The sequence below is a fragment of the Pantoea sp. CCBC3-3-1 genome, from assembly GCF_007981265.1.
Lineage (GTDB): Bacteria > Pseudomonadota > Gammaproteobacteria > Enterobacterales > Enterobacteriaceae > Erwinia.
Window position 1 is genome coordinate 2,055,444 of record NZ_CP034363.1, and the last position, 17,285, is coordinate 2,072,728.

Consider the following 17,285-nt stretch of genomic DNA (forward strand, 5'->3'; position numbering starts at 1 on the left):
GGCATTTCCCTGCTGCCCGATTGCGCGTTAAAAACCGAACTCACCCCAGTACGCGTTCGCGTTTAATTTTTTCCTGTTCACGGCTCTCTTTGCTCGGCACCAGCTGGAAATCAAACTTCACCTCAGTGTGCGGCGACGGCATATCCCGCTCTCGGGCCAGGGCCTTATCGGTGACGCTAACCGGATCGGCAATCAGCTCTTCGCGCGTGGCAAAGGCAAAATCGTCCCACAGCCACAGATCGCCATTCAGATTGATCTGCGTGGTCAGATGCTTGCAGCCGGGCGCGGAGACAAAAAAGTGAATATGCGCCGGGCGATTACCGTGACGGCCAAGCTGATTCAGCAACGTCTGAGTAGGGCCATCAGGCGGGCAGCCGTAGCCGGAAGGCAGGATACTTCTGACCGCATAGTAGCCATCCGCGCCGGTTTTAATGCGGCGGCGCAGGTTATATTCGCTCTGCGACCGGTCAAAGAAAGAGTAATTTCCCAGCGTGTTAGCATGCCAGATATCGACAACGGCACCGGCTACCGGGTTGCCCTGCGGATCCGTTACCCGGCCATAAAGCCACATGGGTTCTCCTTCGTCCGTACCGTCATCCATACGCGTATACCCTTCCGCCAGCGGCGCATTAGCGACATACAGCGGCCCTTCAATGGTGCGCGGCGTGCCGCCAGCGGTGCCTTCGGCCTCCGCTTTAGCATCCGCGCGCATATCAAGAAAGTGTTCCAGTCCCAGCCCCGCCGCCAGCAGCGCCACCTCCTTACGTTCCCCAAGAACGTTGAGATAGTTCACCGCCTGCCAGAACTCTTCATCGGTGACATCAAACTTGTCGATGGTGCGGCACACGTCGCCCAGTAGCTGAGTCAGGATTGCTTTAAAACGGTCATCGCCGCTGTCTGTCGTAATGCCACAGCTGATGGCCAGCAGCTTTTCCAGCTCTACAGGGTTAATCAGGGTCTGAGACATGGCGTCTTCCTCTTTGTAGGGTAGCTATTATTATTTACTGGTCATCATCTCTTATTGAGGAAGGATGGCGACACAGAGGCTGAATTTTCATCGTCATATAAGGATATAAAGGCAGACCGGTCAGGATTTCATGTAGCTCGTCGTTATTTTCGACGTCAAAGATACTGACGTTTTCATACAGGCCGGCAAGGCGCCAGATATGACGCCATTTCCCTGACTGCTGTAATTTCTGCGCATAGGCTTTCTCCTGCGCTTTTAATTCGCTGGCACGATCTGGCGATAGCGTCGCGGGAATATTTACCGTCATTTCTACTTTAAATAGCATGTTGTTCCTCACTGTTTACGGGCGTAGTGCCGAAGTTTGTCTTCATCAATTTCAATGCCCAGGCCCGGGCCTTGTGGCAATTTCACCTGACCGTTCTGATAATCCAGCGGTGTCGTTACGATGTCATCTTTTAACAGCAGCGGACCGAACATCTCGGTGCCGCTGCGCATTTGTAGCGTAGACCAGGCATGCAGCGAAGCCACCGTGCCCAGCGTGCCTTCCAGCATGGTGCCGCCATAGAGCGAAATACCCGCCGACTGGGCCACGTGAGCCAGCTTAATCACCTGCGCCGGGCCGCCAGCCTTGGCGATCTTCAGCGCGAAAGCGCCGGTAAAGCCGCCGCTTGCCAGCGCAAAAGCAGCATGGCTGTCGGTGACGGCTTCGTCGGCCAGGATCGTCACCGGCATGCGCTGGCTGAGCGCAATAAGATTGTGGCGTTCCTGCAACGCCAGCGGCTGTTCGATCATGCTGATACCGCCGTCGTGCAGCTGAGGTATAGCTTTCAGTGCGGTGGTCATATCCCAGGCCTGATTGACATCAACATGTACCGGAACGTCGTCACCCAACGCGGCTTTGATCGCCAGCGCATGCGCCAGATCGGTTTCCAGCGGCTTCGCGCCAATCTTCAGCTTGAAAGCGCGATGACGACCTTCCGCCAACAGGCGATGTCCCTCATCAATATCTTTTTCCGTGCTGCCGCTCGCCAGCGTCCAGAGCACCGGTAACCGTTCACTCAGCGCGCCGCCGAGCAGGCTGCTGACCGGCAAATTGTGCGCCTTGCCCAGCGCATCAAGAAAGGCAGTTTCCAGCGCCGATTTGGCAAAGGTGTTGCCTTTTACGCTGGTATTCATGGTTTCAGCCAGCGATTCGACGCCGCTGAAGGTTTTTTGGCAAAGCAGCGGCGACAGATAGCCATCAATGGCGGATTTGATCGCCTCAGGGCTTTCAGGACCGTAGCTCAATCCGCCAATGGTCGTCGCCTCGCCCCAGCCGCTAATGCCGCCTGCGCAGGTCATTTTAACAATGGTCAGCGTCTGGCAGCCCATGGTTACCATCGACAGCTTGTGCGGACGAACAGTGGGAATATCCACCAGCCAGCAGGAAAGGGCTTCAATCGTTAAGGCCATGAATCGCTCCGGAAGTCAGGTAAGTCAGTACCTGTTGGCTGAATTCAGCCGGACAGGCGACGTTAGAAAGATGAGAGGCGGGCAGGGTACAGCAGGTTGCCGCCGGGGCACGTTCCTGAATCCACCGCGCATCGTTCAGGGTGGTAACGGGATCGGCCTGACCGGCGATCAGCAGCATCGGCCGCGTCATGTTTGCGACTTCCGTGCGCAAATCGGCTGCGGCCAGCACCTCGCAGCAGGCAGCATACCCTTCAGGCGAGAGCAGCTTCATTTCTGCAATCAGCGAAGCGACAACGTCGGGATGAGCGTCAATGAACGCATCGGTGAACCAGCGCTGCGCTGAGCCTTCAGCCACCGTCTTCATGCCTGCCTGACGCACGCTTTCGGCCCGGCTCAGCCACGCTTCTGCTGTGCCAATTTTGGCGGCGCTGTTGGCTATCACAAAACGGTTAAAGCGCGTGGGTGCGTATCGGTTAAGCCATAAACCGGTCAGCCCGCCGAGTGAAATACCGCAGAAATGCGCGCGTTCAATCTCCAAACGATCAAGCAAAGCAATCACATCATTGCTCAACGTCTCCAGCGTTATTTTACCGTCACCGGGGGAGGCGTTGCCATGCCCACGCGTGTTGTAGCGCAGAACGCGAAACGCCTGCGTAAACCAGGGCAGCTGCGCATCCCACATCTTCCAGCTGGTGCCGAGAGAGTTCGACAGTATCAGGACGGGAGCCGCCTCTGGCCCATCCAGTCGGTATTCGCTGTCCATATTTCGCTCCTTAGACGCGTTCCACAATCATCGCGATGCCCTGGCCGACGCCAATGCACATCGTGCAAAGCGCGTAACGACCCTGACTGTTTTGCAGCTGGTGTACGGCATTCATCACCAGGCGCGCGCCAGATGCGCCAAGTGGATGCCCCAGCGCAATCGCGCCGCCGTTAGGGTTGACCCATTCGGCATCGTCCGGTAAGCCCAGCGCCCTTGTTACGCTCAGCGCCTGGGCAGCAAAGGCTTCGTTCAGTTCGATAACGTCCATTTGTTGCAGCGACAGCCCGCTTTTATGCAGCACGCGTTCCACGGCACCGACCGGGCCAAAGCCCATTACGCTGGGGGCAATGCCGCTGGTGGCGCTGGCCACCACGCGCGCGACCGGCCGTAACGCGTGGCGACGCACCGCCGCTTCACTGGCAACAAACATGGCGCAGGCACCGTCATTTAAGCCTGATGCATTTCCTGCCGTTACGCTACCATCGCTGTCGACAACGGGCTTCAGGCGGCTTAACTGCGCAAGCGTGGTGGCGCGGGGATGTTCATCCTGCTGAAAGCATACGGGCTGCGCGTTTTTTTTCGCCGGAAGCGTGACGGCGACAAGCTGCGGCTGATAAAACCCCTTTTCCTGCGCGGCGGCGGTGCGCTGCTGGCTTCTGAGCGCAAAAGCATCCTGATCGGCACGGCTGATATGATACTGACGCGCCAGATTTTCTGCCGTTTGCGGCATCGATTCCACGCCGTAACGCGCTTTCATCTCGGGATTGACGAAACGCCAGCCCATAGTGGTATCTTCAATCTGCTGCTGGCGGCTGAAAGCCGAACCGGCTTTGCCCATCACGTAGGGGGCGCGCGACATGCTTTCGACGCCGCCCGCAATCATCAGATCGCACTCGCCGCTTTTAATCGCCCGCGCTGCCACAGCCACCGCGTCCAGGCTCGATCCGCACAGGCGATTCAGCGTGCAGCCGGGTACGCTAACCGGCAGTCCCGCCAGTAATAACGCCATACGTGCCACGTTACGGTTATCCTCGCCGGCCTGATTGGCGCAGCCGAGTAGCACATCATCAATGGCTTCCGCGTCCAGCTGCGGCGCAAGCTTAAGCAGCTGCGCAAGAGGAAGGGCGGCCAGATCGTCGGCACGTATTGTTGCCAGGCTGCCATTGAGGCGGCCAAATGGGGTGCGGGTTGATTGACAAATAAACGCCTCAGACATGCGTCACTTCCTCCTCAGCCAGCGCAAATTGCAGGGCAACCGGGGTGATTTCCTGCAAATAATCCGCCGTAATGTCACCCAGCAGCTCAATGACCACTATGCCTGCGGGCGTAATATCCATTACCGCCATATCCGTGTAGAGGCGATCGATACACTGCATACCCGTTAGCGGATAGCGACAGGTTTCGACCAGCTTGCACTGACCTTTTTTGGTCAGATGGGTGGTCATAACCCAGACTTTTTTTGCCCCAATAGCCAGATCCATCGCGCCACCCACGGCCGGAATGGCATCCGCTTCGCCGGTGCTCCAGTTAGCCAGGTCACCCTGTTCTGAGACTTGGTAAGCGCCCAGCACGCAGATATCCAGGTGGCCGCCACGCATCATTGCAAACGAATCACCATGGTGAAAAAAGCAGCCGCCGGGCAACAGCGTCACCGGCTGTTTTCCGGCATTAATCAGTTCAGGATCGACGTGATCTTCAGCGGGCGAGGGCCCCATACCTAAAATACCGTTTTCACTGTGCAGGAAAATTTCTTTTTCCGCAGGCAGGTAGTCCGCGATCATCGTGGGCAGGCCGATGCCTAAGTTAACGTATGCACCGTCGGGAATATCACGGGCAATACGTTGCGCAAGCTGCTGGTGATGTAAACCTTTCATCGTTTCTCCTCAGGCGCTCAGCCGGATTTCCTGCGTGGGGATCTCTACCAGACGCTGCACAAAAATACCTGGCGTCACCACGGTTTCGGGATCGATCTCGCCCAGGGCAACCACTTCGCTTACCTGAGCCAGCGTGCAGTTGCTCGCGGCGGCCATAATCGGGCCAAAGTTGCGGCCAGTTTGGTTAAAGATCAGGTTGCCCCAGCGATCGCCTCTGAGCGCTTTAATCAACGCAAAGTCGGCCTTTAGCGGCATCTCCAGCACGTAATGACGGCCCTCGAACTCGCGGACCTCTTTCCCTTCGGCCAGCTGCGTACCGTAGCCGGTCGGGGTATACACCGCGCCTAACCCTGAGCCGCCCGCCTGGATCCGTGCCACCAGGTTGCCCTGCGGCACCAGCTCCAGCTCAATTTTTTTCTCGCGGTAAAGCTGGTCAAATACCCATGAATCGCTCTGGCGCGGAAAGGAACAGATGATTTTGCGCACGCAGCCAGCGGCCAGCAAGGCAGCCAGGCCGTAGTCGCCGTTTCCGGCATTGTTGCTGATCACGGTCAGATTGCGTGGACGATGACGGATTAAGGCATCCAGCAGTTCAGCGGGCTGACCGGCCGGGCCGAAGCCGCCAATCATCAGTACGGCACCATCAGCGATATCCGCCACGGCTTCATCCGTTGAGCTAAGCACTTTATTAATCATTACGGGGGAGTCCTTTTAAACATGACCTGATGAAAAATTAGGGCAACAAGTGACCCGCAACAAGTGCGAATAACAGTATTGTGTGCGATTATCGAAGCAAAACCGATTCTGCCGTGGGATTTGTGATGGTTGTTGCAAAACTGTTAACTCGCAGGCAGGGGGGCAGGAAAAGATAAAAAAATACTGTTAACTCAGGATATAAAACGCGACCGCGAGGGACAGGAGTATGGCAGAGAGCAATAACGACAGTGAACTTCAGCACGTGCAGGAAATCAGCGAGCTGGCAAACGCGCGCTATAAGGGCGATCCTAACTTTATGACCTCGCTGGCGCGCGGACTAACCGTATTGCAGGCATTCACACCGGAACACGCATCGATGACGGTGCCGCAGCTGGCAGAAAATACCGGGTTACATCGTGCCGTCGTACGACGTTGCCTTTACACCCTCAATGCCCTGGGCTTTGTCTGGTCATCCGACAGTCGGCATTATCAGCTGCTGCCGCGCGTGCTGACGATTGGTCATGCGTGGCTGCACTCTTCAAACCTGGCGCGGCAGGCGCAAACCGCGCTTGAGTATCTTAGCATGCAGCTTGATGAGTCCTGTTCGGTCGCGACGCTGGATGGGGATGCGATCCTTTATATCGCCCGGGCATCCAAAAAACGCATTATGAAAATCGATCTGGATCGCGGCAGCAGTTTACCGGCTTACGCAACCTCAATGGGCATGGTGCTGCTTGCTGAACTGACGGAAGAGGAACTGGCTGGCTACTTCGCGCGGGTAAAACTTGACGCGCTGACGGCGTTCACCCTGACCGATGAGCAGGCGCTGCGGATGCAGCTGAAAAAAGTGAAGCAGCAGGGTTATGCCATTAACGATCAGCAGCTGGAACTGGGGCTTCGTTCGCTGGCCGTGCCGATGTATTCACGCAAAGGCGGGGTGGTCGCAGCGATGAATGTCGGGACGCATGCCGCGGAGGTTTCGTTAACGGATTTACATGACAGGTTCCTGCCGAGATTGCAGCGTGCGGCAATGGAACTGGCGCTGCTGTTATAGCGTAAGCGCCGCGGGTTAAGCCGGGCATTTTTCTTCTCGTTAAAGATAGCCTTTTCCAGCCTGTGATTTTTTAGTGTCGGAGGAGGCATTTGCCTCCTCTGGATCCACTGTTATCAGGCACAACAACGATCGTTCCATGAATCACGATAGATAATATTTCCTTCCGTATACTTCCAGGTGATCGCCTCATAGCGCAATTCGAGCGTTTCAAGATGCGTACTACTCATACCGTTAGGAGACAGGTAGGGTGCAACCGTCGTGAATTTGATGTTTTCCAGAATGATATTGAAATACTCGGCCTCGATGCCTGATTCCAGAATACGGTACATCTTGATTGTCGCCTTCTTCATGGTTCGACCTTCGCAGACGGCGCGGTACAGGAGTGGTGTTGTCCGATCAAATTCCTTCACTATCGTGACAGGGCGGTGAACGCGCGTACCAGTCAGTTTTCCCCAGCTCGGATCAACCGGAATAGTGACAGCATGGGAGAATGATTTTAACTCGACAGAGCCCAGCCGCTGTGGCATTAGACAACTGCCAACAATCGGAGAACCGTTCTCATCTTCAAGCCATAAATGTGCGGGTGTAGACATGTAATTTCCTTATCAGTGGGGTTAGACTAGTGTTAGTCATACAGTTTTTTATCCATCAAAAACAAAAGACCATAATTATAAAAAATACAGGCACAGGCCAGACAGGTCCATCAGGGAATAATTGGAAAAAGACGACTGAAAACAAAAGTGTAAGTACAGCAGGTCCATAATAAGAAACTAATGAACTAAATATTCGCCTAAAAATTCTTAAAATCAGATTCATCATATCTACCGAATCATCCTGGTGATAATTTCGGCGATACCTTCATCAGATGTCCACTGAGCTTTAAACGCCTCAGCACGTTCAAATAATGGTTCGACTAAAAAGTACATCATTTCCAATTCTTGCGCATACAGTGCAGAGTAGTAAGCAGGATAGGTTAAGTGAAGACGGTGTGCGCTATCTGCTGCTTTCTGGACGATGCCATATAGACCTGCCCCTACCAGGAATTTTGTAGCCCTGGCTCCAACTAAGGCACTCATATCAACACTCAGATTCATGCCGACGGCGACAGATGATGCTGCTGCTAAAGCAAAACCTGCTTTTGTCAGTGAACTGGCGGCAATATGAATGTTGACCATCATGAGAATTTGTTTGATATTTTCCAATTGATCGGAGGTCTTATATTTAAATATTTCTTCGAAATATATTTCAAGCATGTCACAGACGATGTTTCTATGCTGTATAAGTCGATAAATTGCTCTGGAAAATCTGATATCCTCGGTCTTTTGCTGTTGGCAGACGTCCTGATATTCATCCGTAAAACAGGATGTGTAATACAGCGCACGCGTAACACCTGCACCTATCATTTCAATCTGATTTGATACTGTTTTTTCAACGCCCTTTAATGCATGTTCAAACTTTAATGCAAGAATGTTATTGGCCTGCAAATAACTGATAACTTCATTGTTGTACATAGCTGCTCCTTGCTAGTTTTCATTAAATGCCGTTGGTTATTTTTACACTCGGAAAAGCGTCCGGTAAACAGTCGGGTCACAGATACTGGCACTTAGGGCAGTTTTACGGCACGAGCCTGAAGGGTATCACTGTTTTTTAGTGCCCTCAGAGCGATCCGGATACGGACATTATTTCCGGGGGCAGGATGACAACTCGCGGTAAAGCAACAGGCAAAAGCGAACGGCTGGGGGTTTTGAACAGTGCCGGGCAGGAAACGTTGTAGAGGCTGTCTGATTGCGATGATGCACAGCGGCTGGACTATCCTGCTGTAGATGGAACCGCACTGGCGCTGGCCTGGCGTCGACAGGACTCCCAGACCACCTTTTTTGATTTAATAATTTTAATTGAGCAGGGAGCCAGTCTGCCGTCGAAAATCAGTCCGTTTTCTCGCCATATTCGCACAGATCTTCAATCAAACAGGAACCACAGCGCGGCTTGCGGGCGATGCAGGTGTAGCGGCCATGCAGGATAAACCAGTGATGGCAGTCGACCTTAAACTCTTTGGGAACGACTTTGATCAGCTTCTCTTCCACCTGTTCAACGTTTTTGCCGGGCGCAAATTTGGTGCGGTTACAGACGCGGAAAATATGCGTATCAACAGCAATCGTCGGCCAGCCGAAGGCGGTGTTTAGCACCACGTTAGCGGTTTTTCGCCCGACGCCAGGCAAGGCTTCCAGCGCTTCGCGGTTTTCCGGCACTTCGCCGCCGTGCTGCTCCAACAAAATGCGGCAGGTTTTGATCACGTTCTCGGCTTTACTGTTAAACAGACCGATAGTCTTGATGTACGTTTTTACGCCGTCCACGCCCAGCGCCAGAATGGCCGCGGGCGTATTCGCTACCGGATAAAGCTTTGCGGTAGCTTTATTAACGCTGACGTCCGTGGCCTGTGCGGAAAGCAGCACGGCGATCAGCAGTTCAAACGGGGTAGAGAACACCAGCTCCGTGGTGGGATGCGGGTTGTTATCCCGCAGTCGACTTAAAATTTGCTGACGCTTGTCCTTATTCACGCGGCACTCGCTTTCCCTTCCGGCACGGCGGCCTGCTGCGCCTTACGGGCTGCACGCGCTTTCATCTTGTTATCAATCAGGTATTTGGCGGCCAGCAGCATGCCCAGACCAATAAACGCGCCCGGCGGCAGCATCGCCAGCAGCATCGGCGAATCGAAATGAACGACCTGCACGCGCAGTACTTTCGCCCACGGGCCGAGCAGCTGATCGGCACCGTTAAAAATGGTGCCGTTACCGATAATTTCACGGATCGATCCCAGCACCACCATCACGCTGGTTGCCCCTAAACCAATTGCCATGCCGTCCAGCGCCGAGAGCGGCACGCTGCTGCGCGAAGCGACCGCTTCAGCACGACCGACCACAATACAGTTAGTCACGATCAGCGGAATAAAAATCCCTAACGACTGATACAGGCCGTAAGCGTAGGCGTTAATCAGCATCTGCACGCAGCTCACCACGGCAGCGATAATCATCACATAGATCGGAATACGGATATCGGCAGGCACCCAGCGGCGCGAGGCGGAAATGGCGCTGTTAGTACAGGTCAGCACCAGCGTTGTCGCCAGTCCCAGCCCGAGCGCATTGGTTGAGGTGGACGTGACCGCCAGTAATGGGCAGAGGCCCAGCAGCTGTACCAGCGCCGAGTTGTTTTTCCACAGCCCGCCGATCAGCAGGGTTTTAGCTTCACTCATTGGAGTCTCCACAGGTTGGCAGCGAGGCGAGTTGCCCCGGCAACGTTTCAACAAACAGCGTAGCGCGTTTTGTCGCGTTCACGACCGCGCGTGGTGTAATCGTTGCGCCGGTAAACTGATCGAAATCACCGCCGTCTTTTTTTACAGCGAAGTGCTGGTCATCTTTACCGTGCAGCTGAACGCCATTAAAGCTGTTGATCCAGTTGGAAATACGCAGCTCTATTTTGTCGCCGAGGCCTGGCGTTTCATGGTGTTCAACCACGCGCACACCCAGCACTTTACCGTTAAAATCTGCGCCGACAATCATCTGAATTGCGCCAGAATAGCCGTCCGGCGCGGTTGTCTCAAGCGCCACGGCCACCGGTTTATCATCTTTACGTGCCAGATAGAGGTGATGACCGCCGTTGCCGAGCGCCGGGTTGCTGACCAGATAACACTCCTGCTGAATGTGGTTATTGTACAGCTCCGGCGGCACAACCTGATCGAGCAGAATTTTTTGCTGCACCACGGTCTGGTGCTCAATGGTCGGTTTGGTCACGGCATTAATCACCGCCGTCAGTCCGGTGGTCACGGCAGCAAACAGCGCCAGCGTGACGCCGTTTTTACGAATCGCATCCAGCATCACTTCTCCTTACGATGGCCGTAAACGCGCGGCTGAGTATAGTAATCAATCAGCGGCACGGTAATGTTTGCCAGCAGTACGGCAAAGGCCACGCCGTCCGGATAACCACCATAGCTGCGAATTAGCCAGACCAGCAGGCCAATCAGTACGCCATACAGCAGACGACCTTTATTGGTGGTTGAGGCCGTTACCGGATCGGTAGCGATAAAGAACGCGCCAAGCATGGTTGCGCCGGAGAACAGGTGTACCACCGGTGAGACCAGGCCCTGAGGCGAGAGCAGCCAGCCCAGCGTTGAGAACACCGCCAGCGACAGCAGGATGCTGACGGGAATATGCCAGCGGATGCTGCGAGTCATCAGCAGGAACAGGCCGCCGACCAGGTAGCCAATGTTGACCCACTGCCAGCCGAGGCCGGCAATGACGCCGCTGTAAATCGGCTCGGCCAGCAGCTGCTCTGCGCTGTGGCCCGCGCGAAGACCGGTTTTAAAAGTATCCAGCGGCGTAGCCTGACTGACGCCGTCGACGCCAATTTGCAGCTGCTGCATGGTATGACCGTCCAGCGTCAGGCCGTGGAAAATCATGCTCAACGTATCAGCAAAGCCAGGCGTCACGGCCTGGAGCGCGTCCGGCGGCAGCCAGCTGGTCATCTGTACCGGGAAGGAGATCAGCAGCACCACATAGCCGACCATCGCCGGGTTGAACGGGTTCTGGCCCAGCCCGCCGTAAAGCTGCTTGGAGATTACCACGGCAAAAACGGTACCGATAACGATAACCCACCAGGGGGCAAGCGGGGGGATGCTGATCCCCAGCAGCAAAGCCGTCAGCAGGGCAGAGTTATCGCCCAGCGTCTTGGCTAACGGCTGTTTACGCAGCTTAAGGATAGCGGCTTCGGCACCAATACCTGCGGCGGCGGCAATCACGACCTGGATCAGCGTGCCCCAGCCGAAAAAGTACCATTGGGCCGCCAGGCCCGGCAGGCAGGCAAGCAGAACCAGCAGCATGATAGTGCCGGTGCTGCGGCGGTTATGAGTGTAGGGCGAACTAGCGATGCGAAAAGCCATTTAATCCTCTTGCGTAGAATGCTGCGCTTTGCGCGCTTTAACGCGAGCGATGGCCGCCGCCACTGCTGCTTTGCGGGGATCGACAACCGCCGATCCTTCATGATCTTCTTCAGTCGGCGTCGCGTCGGCTGTTGCAGCGCTTGCTGCCGCCAGTGCCGCTTCAGCATTTCCCGCCGCCTGAGCGGCTTTCTTCGCTTTGGCGCGGGCGATAGCGGCCTCGACGGCGGCTTTGCGTTTATCAACCGGCGCGTCGGTTTCGGCTGGTGCTTCGGCTATTACAGCGTTTGCTGCTGTCGGCGTCGCTTCAGCTGTTGCAGCGCTTGCTGCTACCGGCGCCGCTTCAGCATCTGCCGCCGCCTGAGCGGCTTTCTTCGCTTTGGCACGGGCGATGGCGGCTTCAACGGCGGCTTTGCGTTTATCAACCGGCGCGTCGGTTTCGGCTGGTGCTTCAGCCGGTGCCGCTTCAGCTGTTGCAGCGCTTGCTGCTACCGGAGCCGCTTCCGCCACAGCATTTCCCGCCGCCTGAGCGGCTTTCTTTGCTTTGGCACGGGCGATAGCGGCCTCGACGGCGGCTTTGCGCGGATCAACCGGCGCGTCGGTCTGAGCTGTTTTAGCCTGAGGAGCCACGTCTGTCGCTGAGGCCACATCACTACCGGCCGCCTGAGCGCTTTTCTTCGCTTTGGCGCGGGCGATAGCTGCTTCAACAGCCGCTTTACGCGGATCGCCAGCCTGACGCGTCGCCGGTTCTGTCTCAGACTGTGTTTCCGCCTGATGCGCACGCGCAGTCGCTTTACGGGCATCCCGCTGCGCAAGCGCAACGTTGTCATTGCTCTCCTGCTTCGCCTGTGCCTGTTTCGCCTTCACGCGTTCCAGCGCCGCATCGATTTCACCTTTATCATCCTTACTGACGGTGCGTTTAGCCTGCTGATGGCGGGCTTCACGCGCCAGTTTTTCGCGCTCAAGACGAGCCTGACGCGCTTCAAAACGGGCTTTAGCTTGCGCCGTCCGTTCGGCTTCCAGATCGATAGCGCGAATTTCCGCTTTTTCCTGACGGTAATACTGCACCAGCGGGATATTGCTTGGGCAGACGTAAGCACAGGCACCACACTCAATGCAATCGGCGATATTGTGCTCACGAGCCTTGTCGTGATCGCCGCCACGGCTATACCAGTAGAGCTGCTGCGGCAGCAGCGCCGCCGGGCAGGCATCGGCGCAGGCGCTACAGCGAATACAGGATTGTTCGTCGTCGTTGTTGCCCATTTCACTGGCGGAAGGGGCGAGAATACAGTTGGTGATTTTCACCACCGGCACGTCGAGCGTTGGTAACGTAAAGCCCATCAGCGGGCCGCCCATGATCACCATCTGGCCGGGAATCGGCGTAAAATCAGCCTGCTGCAACAGATGGCTGATTGGCGTACCAATTCGGCCCCACACGTTGCCAGGCCGCTGTACTGACTCACCGGTTAAGGTTACTACGCGCTCGGTCAGCGGCTCGCCATCGATAATGGCCCGTTTAACCGCCCAGGCTGTGCCGACGTTTTGCATCAGCACGCCTATATCGGTTGAGCGTCCGCCATGGGGCACTTCCAGCCCGGTGAGGATTTTAGTGAGCTGCTTCGCGCCGCCGGAAGGATATTTAGTGGGGATCACGCGAATTTGCATATCCAGCGCGCCGCCCAGCGCTTTTTTCAGCGCGGCAATCGCTTCCGGCTTGTTATCTTCAATGCCAATCAGCACCCGCTCGGATTGCAGCACCCACGCCAGGATGCGGCTGCCTTCAATCACTTCTGCGGCGCAATCCTGCATTAGCCGGTCATCGGCGGTGATGTAAGGTTCACACTCAGCGGCATTGATAATCAGCGTTTTCACGCCGCGAAGGCCGCCTTTCAGCTTGGTCGCGGTCGGAAAGCCTGCACCGCCAAGACCGGCCACGCCCGCCTGATGGATCATCTCGACAAGAGTTGACCGCTCTGCCTGACGATAGTCGGCCAGCGGGTTTTTTTCGATCCAGCGATCCTCGCCATCCGGCGTGATAAAGATGCACATTTCCGCCAGCGCAGAAGGGTGTGCCGTCATATGAGGCGCAATAGCCTCAACGGTACCGGAGGTGGGCGCATGCACCGGCAGCATCCGGCCACGGCCAAAGGTCAGCGGCTGACCGCGCAGGACTTTATCGCCCGGGCTGACCAGCAGTTCACCTTCGTGACCAATATGCTGCTTGATGGGAATAATAAACCGCGCCGGCAGCGGCAGCTGACGCAGCGGCGTGCCGGTAGACTGGGTTTTCATTTCAGGGGGATGGATACCGCCTTCGAAATCCCAAAGTGGTTCTTTTTTAAGGAATTTAAACAGATTACGCATGGCTTTCCACAGAAATGACCTTGACCGGGATGCTTTGCAGATCCCACTTCCAGTTAGCGGTAGTCGTCGCTACCGGACGCATCTCAATGCAGTCGGTTGGGCAGGGAGCAACGCACAGGTCGCAGCCGGTACAGACATCGCTCAGCACCGTGTGCATCGCGCGCGTGGCGCCGACGATGGCATCGACCGGACAAGCCTGAATGCATTTGGTACAGCCGATACAGTTTTCTTCATCGATCCAGGCAACTTTGCGCTCCGGCTCGCGTGCTTCTTCATCGCCCAGCGGCTGCGGCTCAACGTTCAGCAACGCTGCCAGCTTCAGCATGGTCTGCTCGCCGCCCGGCGCGCATTTATTGATCATCTCATTATTGTTGCCGACCGCATCCGCATAGGGGCGGCAGCCAGGGTAGCCACACTGCCCACACTGGCTTTGTGGCAAAATCGCGTCGATTTGTTCAACAATCGGATCTTCTTCAACCTTAAACCGGCGCGAGGCATAGCCCAACAGGCCGCCAAACAGCAGGCCAAGCGCACTTAATACCGCAACAGCAATCCACACCGCACTCATCAGAATTTTACCAATCCGCTAAAGCCCATAAATGCCAGCGCCATCAGTCCCGCGGTGACCAGCGCAATCGACGACCCTTTAAACGGGGCGGGCACGTCGGCCAGCACCAGACGCTCACGGATACCGGCGAACAGCACCATCACCAGCGAGAAGCCAAGCGAAGCGCTAAAGCCATACAGCGCGGCCTGTAAAAACGTGTGGTTGAGATTCACGCTCAGCAGCGGAACGCCCAGCACGGCACAGTTAGTGGTGATCAACGGCAGGAAAATGCCTAACAGACGATAAAGGTCCGGGCTGGTTTTACGCACCACCATTTCGGTGAACTGCACCACAACGGCGATCACCAGGATATAGGCCATGGTGCGCAGATAGACCAGATCCAGCGGCAGCAGGATCAGGTGATTCACCAGCCATGCGCAAATCGAGGCCAGTGTGATAACGAAAGTGGTGGCGAGTCCCATGCCAATCGCGGTTTCCAGTTTTTTGGAAACGCCCATAAAGGGACAGAGGCCGAGAAACTTCACCAGAACGAAGTTATTCACCAGCACTGTGCCAATAAAAAGAAGCAGGTAGTCAGTCATGATTACGCCTGAGAAAAATAAAACGCGTTATTATCGGATATTCCAGGCTCTGCGACAACCGCAGGCCGGGGTAATCGCACTGAGGAGAAAACTTTTGCTTTTTTTTTAAGCGACGGGCAGCGCGTCTTGTTTACTTAACTTATTGAATAACAGATTAATATTTTGACTGGCGAAGGTGGCGTCAGGGGTAAAAAACAAGGAAAAATAAACAGCGCGCTGCGTCATTTAGCAACCAGCAACGCACTTACGGACAGGAATACTGACCACGGTGGGCCAACGCGTGACGCTTTCACGGTTCCAGAAACGGGTTATATCACGAAGCGCCAGACGGACTTCGGCACACAGCCAAGATCAAACAGACGACCACCTGAGGCCAGCTCGGCACGGCGGTGATCGGCAGCACGATACATGTCAATAATCTCTTTGTTATCGGTAAGAGAGTAGTTGAGGTGGTCGAAGAGTTTCTCCAGGGTATCCGGAGAACTTACTTTACGAAATTTTAACAGATAATCTTGAACTGTCATGTTTGCCGTTGAGGTCAGATATAAGAGGCTCCAAGTATATGACCCGCAAAAAAAGTGTCTATACGGTTAATGCAAAAAGAAGATAAATTCAGAATAAAGAGTAAGTCATTTCCGCATTCTTAATACCGCCATTGCCTTAATAGCGCTATTTCCGATATGAAGTCATTTTCAAAAGCAAAGAGGCGGTAAAAGTTCTGGTTAATGGCTGGCAGCATAAGATGTGCTCGCCGTCACATATTCCACAACAAACGCCGTTTTTCTGAATAAGGCGATTATGACAGAACCTGACCTGCTGCTTGTAATCGGTTTCATGAGGCCTCGCGATAACCGTTTCTCTTTTCTACAAATAATTAACAAATCATCCGCCGCTCTGCCAGGCCATTAATCCATATTATTGCCGTGCAGAATGTGCTGCGTTTTGGTAACTGCCTTTATTTGCGACGTTTTGTGAGCATTGTCGAAAATGTTTTCCGCGTCGTGGTCCAGACTTTGTCAGCATTTGACCCTACACAATAAAAAAAGTTAAGAGGAGCAGTGACCATGTGGAAGCGTTTACTTTTATCCACCCTCGTTAGCGCAAGCCTGTCGGGTGCCGCGCTGGCAGAAAACCTTACGGTTGGTTTTTCTCAGGTCGGTTCGGAGTCGGGCTGGCGCGCAGCGGAAACCAGCATGGCGAAAAGCGAGGCGAAAAAGCGTGGAATTACGCTAAAAATCGCCGACGGCCAGCAAAAACAAGAGAATCAAATCAAAGCGGTGCGCTCCTTTATTGCCCAGGGCGTTGATGCCATTTTTATTGCGCCCGTAGTGCAAACCGGCTGGGAACCGGTACTTGAGGAAGCGCGGGACGCAAAAATCCCGGTTTTCCTGCTGGATCGCGCCATCGTGGTTAAAGACAAATCGCTGTATATGGCAGTGGTCACCGCCGACAACGTTTATGAAGGCAAGCTGATTAGCGACTGGCTGGTTAAAGAGCGCGCCGGTAAGCCTTGCAACATCGTTGAATTGCAGGGAACGGTAGGGGCCAGCGTGGCGATTGACCGTAAAAAAGGCTTTGCAGAAGCGATCGCTGATGCGCCTGGCCTCAAAATCATTCGTTCCCAGTCCGGCGACTTTACCCGCAGCAAAGGTAAAGAGGTGATGGAAAGCTTTATCAAGGCGGAAAACAACGGCAAAAACATCTGCATGGTTTACGCCCATAACGACGATATGGCCATCGGTGCTATTCAGGCAATTAAAGAAGCAGGGCTCAAACCGGGCAAAGATATCCTGACCGGATCTATCGATGGCGTGCCGGATATTTATAAAGCGATGCTGGCTGGCGAGGCAAATGCAAACGTCGAACTGACCCCAGATATGGCTGGCCCTGCTTTTGACGCGCTGGAGAAATTCCGCAAAGAAGGCGTTCAGCCGCCAAAAATTATCAAAACCGAATCCAGACTCTTTCTTACTGCCGATGCCCAGGCGCAACTCGATAAGAAAAAAGGCATGGGTTACTGATCCTCTCGCCGCCTG

The 17,285-nt window shown here is 55.0% G+C and carries 19 protein-coding genes; 2 read left to right on the plus strand and 17 right to left on the minus strand.

Annotated features, from left to right (window positions below):
• Positions 1 to 40: 40 nt before the first annotated feature.
• The 7 genes from catA to EHV07_RS09855 are packed head-to-tail and all read right to left on the minus strand — an operon-like array spanning position 41 to position 5,752.
• A complete protein-coding gene (catA, locus tag EHV07_RS09825) occupies positions 41 to 967 on the minus strand; it encodes a catechol 1,2-dioxygenase (protein WP_147197419.1) in 927 nt (308 codons plus the stop codon).
• 34 nt (positions 968 to 1,001) lie between these two features.
• On the minus strand, positions 1,002 to 1,292 hold the full coding sequence (gene catC, locus EHV07_RS09830; RefSeq protein WP_147197421.1) for a muconolactone Delta-isomerase: 291 nt from the start codon (positions 1,290 to 1,292) through the stop codon (positions 1,002 to 1,004).
• Between the two features lie 8 nt (positions 1,293 to 1,300).
• Positions 1,301 to 2,419, minus strand: a complete 1,119-nt coding sequence (locus EHV07_RS09835) for a muconate cycloisomerase family protein (protein WP_147197423.1) — start codon at positions 2,417 to 2,419, stop codon at positions 1,301 to 1,303.
• Entirely contained in the window at positions 2,403 to 3,182 is a 780-nt protein-coding gene (gene pcaD, locus EHV07_RS09840) for a 3-oxoadipate enol-lactonase (RefSeq protein WP_147197425.1), read from the minus strand. The genes EHV07_RS09835 and pcaD overlap by 17 nt, the downstream gene beginning before the upstream one ends.
• A 10-nt stretch (positions 3,183 to 3,192) precedes the next feature.
• Positions 3,193 to 4,398, minus strand: a complete 1,206-nt coding sequence (gene pcaF / locus EHV07_RS09845) for a 3-oxoadipyl-CoA thiolase (RefSeq protein WP_147197427.1) — start codon at positions 4,396 to 4,398, stop codon at positions 3,193 to 3,195.
• Positions 4,391 to 5,056 (minus strand): 3-oxoacid CoA-transferase subunit B, encoded by a 666-nt coding sequence (locus EHV07_RS09850; RefSeq protein ID WP_147197429.1) that lies wholly within the window; start codon positions 5,054 to 5,056, stop codon positions 4,391 to 4,393. Before EHV07_RS09850 ends, pcaF begins: the two co-directional genes overlap by 8 nt.
• Positions 5,057 to 5,065: 9 nt before the next feature.
• Positions 5,066 to 5,752, minus strand: coding sequence for a 3-oxoacid CoA-transferase subunit A (locus EHV07_RS09855; RefSeq protein WP_147197431.1), 687 nt, complete (start codon positions 5,750 to 5,752; stop codon positions 5,066 to 5,068).
• 226 nt (positions 5,753 to 5,978) lie between these two features.
• Here EHV07_RS09855 and EHV07_RS09860 point away from each other — a divergent pair, with 226 nt between their 5' ends.
• A complete protein-coding gene (locus EHV07_RS09860; RefSeq protein ID WP_147197433.1) occupies positions 5,979 to 6,806 on the plus strand; it encodes an IclR family transcriptional regulator C-terminal domain-containing protein in 828 nt (275 codons plus the stop codon).
• 113 nt (positions 6,807 to 6,919) lie between these two features.
• On the opposite strand, the gene EHV07_RS09865 is transcribed toward EHV07_RS09860, so the two are convergent.
• From EHV07_RS09865 to ydgT, 10 genes are all read right to left on the minus strand, one after another.
• Positions 6,920 to 7,399, minus strand: coding sequence for a type VI secretion system tube protein TssD (locus tag EHV07_RS09865; protein WP_147197435.1), 480 nt, complete (start codon positions 7,397 to 7,399; stop codon positions 6,920 to 6,922).
• Between the two features lie 228 nt (positions 7,400 to 7,627).
• On the minus strand, positions 7,628 to 8,317 hold the full coding sequence (locus EHV07_RS09870; protein WP_147197437.1) for a hypothetical protein: 690 nt from the start codon (positions 8,315 to 8,317) through the stop codon (positions 7,628 to 7,630).
• A gap of 414 nt (positions 8,318 to 8,731) precedes the next feature.
• Positions 8,732 to 9,364 carry an endonuclease III gene (nth, locus tag EHV07_RS09875; RefSeq protein ID WP_147197439.1) on the minus strand — a complete coding sequence of 211 codons (633 nt, stop codon included), beginning with the start codon at positions 9,362 to 9,364 and terminating at the stop codon, positions 8,732 to 8,734.
• Positions 9,361 to 10,056: an electron transport complex subunit E gene (locus EHV07_RS09880; protein WP_147197441.1), complete on the minus strand. Its 696-nt coding sequence runs from the start codon at positions 10,054 to 10,056 to the stop codon at positions 9,361 to 9,363. The genes nth and EHV07_RS09880 overlap by 4 nt, the downstream gene beginning before the upstream one ends.
• Complete coding sequence (rsxG, locus tag EHV07_RS09885; RefSeq protein ID WP_147197443.1) at positions 10,049 to 10,678, minus strand: electron transport complex subunit RsxG; 630 nt, start codon at positions 10,676 to 10,678, stop codon at positions 10,049 to 10,051. The genes EHV07_RS09880 and rsxG overlap by 8 nt, the downstream gene beginning before the upstream one ends.
• On the minus strand, positions 10,678 to 11,739 hold the full coding sequence (gene rsxD, locus EHV07_RS09890) for an electron transport complex subunit RsxD (RefSeq protein WP_147197446.1): 1,062 nt from the start codon (positions 11,737 to 11,739) through the stop codon (positions 10,678 to 10,680). The genes rsxG and rsxD overlap by 1 nt, the downstream gene beginning before the upstream one ends.
• Positions 11,740 to 14,100 (minus strand): electron transport complex subunit RsxC, encoded by a 2,361-nt coding sequence (gene rsxC, locus EHV07_RS09895; protein WP_147197448.1) that lies wholly within the window; start codon positions 14,098 to 14,100, stop codon positions 11,740 to 11,742.
• A complete protein-coding gene (gene rsxB / locus EHV07_RS09900; protein WP_147197450.1) occupies positions 14,093 to 14,668 on the minus strand; it encodes an electron transport complex subunit RsxB in 576 nt (191 codons plus the stop codon). Before rsxB ends, rsxC begins: the two co-directional genes overlap by 8 nt.
• Positions 14,668 to 15,249 carry an electron transport complex subunit RsxA gene (gene rsxA, locus EHV07_RS09905; RefSeq protein WP_067710437.1) on the minus strand — a complete coding sequence of 194 codons (582 nt, stop codon included), beginning with the start codon at positions 15,247 to 15,249 and terminating at the stop codon, positions 14,668 to 14,670. Before rsxA ends, rsxB begins: the two co-directional genes overlap by 1 nt.
• A 308-nt stretch (positions 15,250 to 15,557) precedes the next feature.
• A complete protein-coding gene (ydgT, locus tag EHV07_RS09910) occupies positions 15,558 to 15,773 on the minus strand; it encodes a transcription modulator YdgT (RefSeq protein WP_147197452.1) in 216 nt (71 codons plus the stop codon).
• Between the two features lie 540 nt (positions 15,774 to 16,313).
• Between ydgT and ytfQ the strand changes: the two genes are divergently transcribed.
• Positions 16,314 to 17,270: a galactofuranose ABC transporter, galactofuranose-binding protein YtfQ gene (gene ytfQ, locus EHV07_RS09915; RefSeq protein WP_147197454.1), complete on the plus strand. Its 957-nt coding sequence runs from the start codon at positions 16,314 to 16,316 to the stop codon at positions 17,268 to 17,270.
• Positions 17,271 to 17,285: the final 15 nt, after the last annotated feature.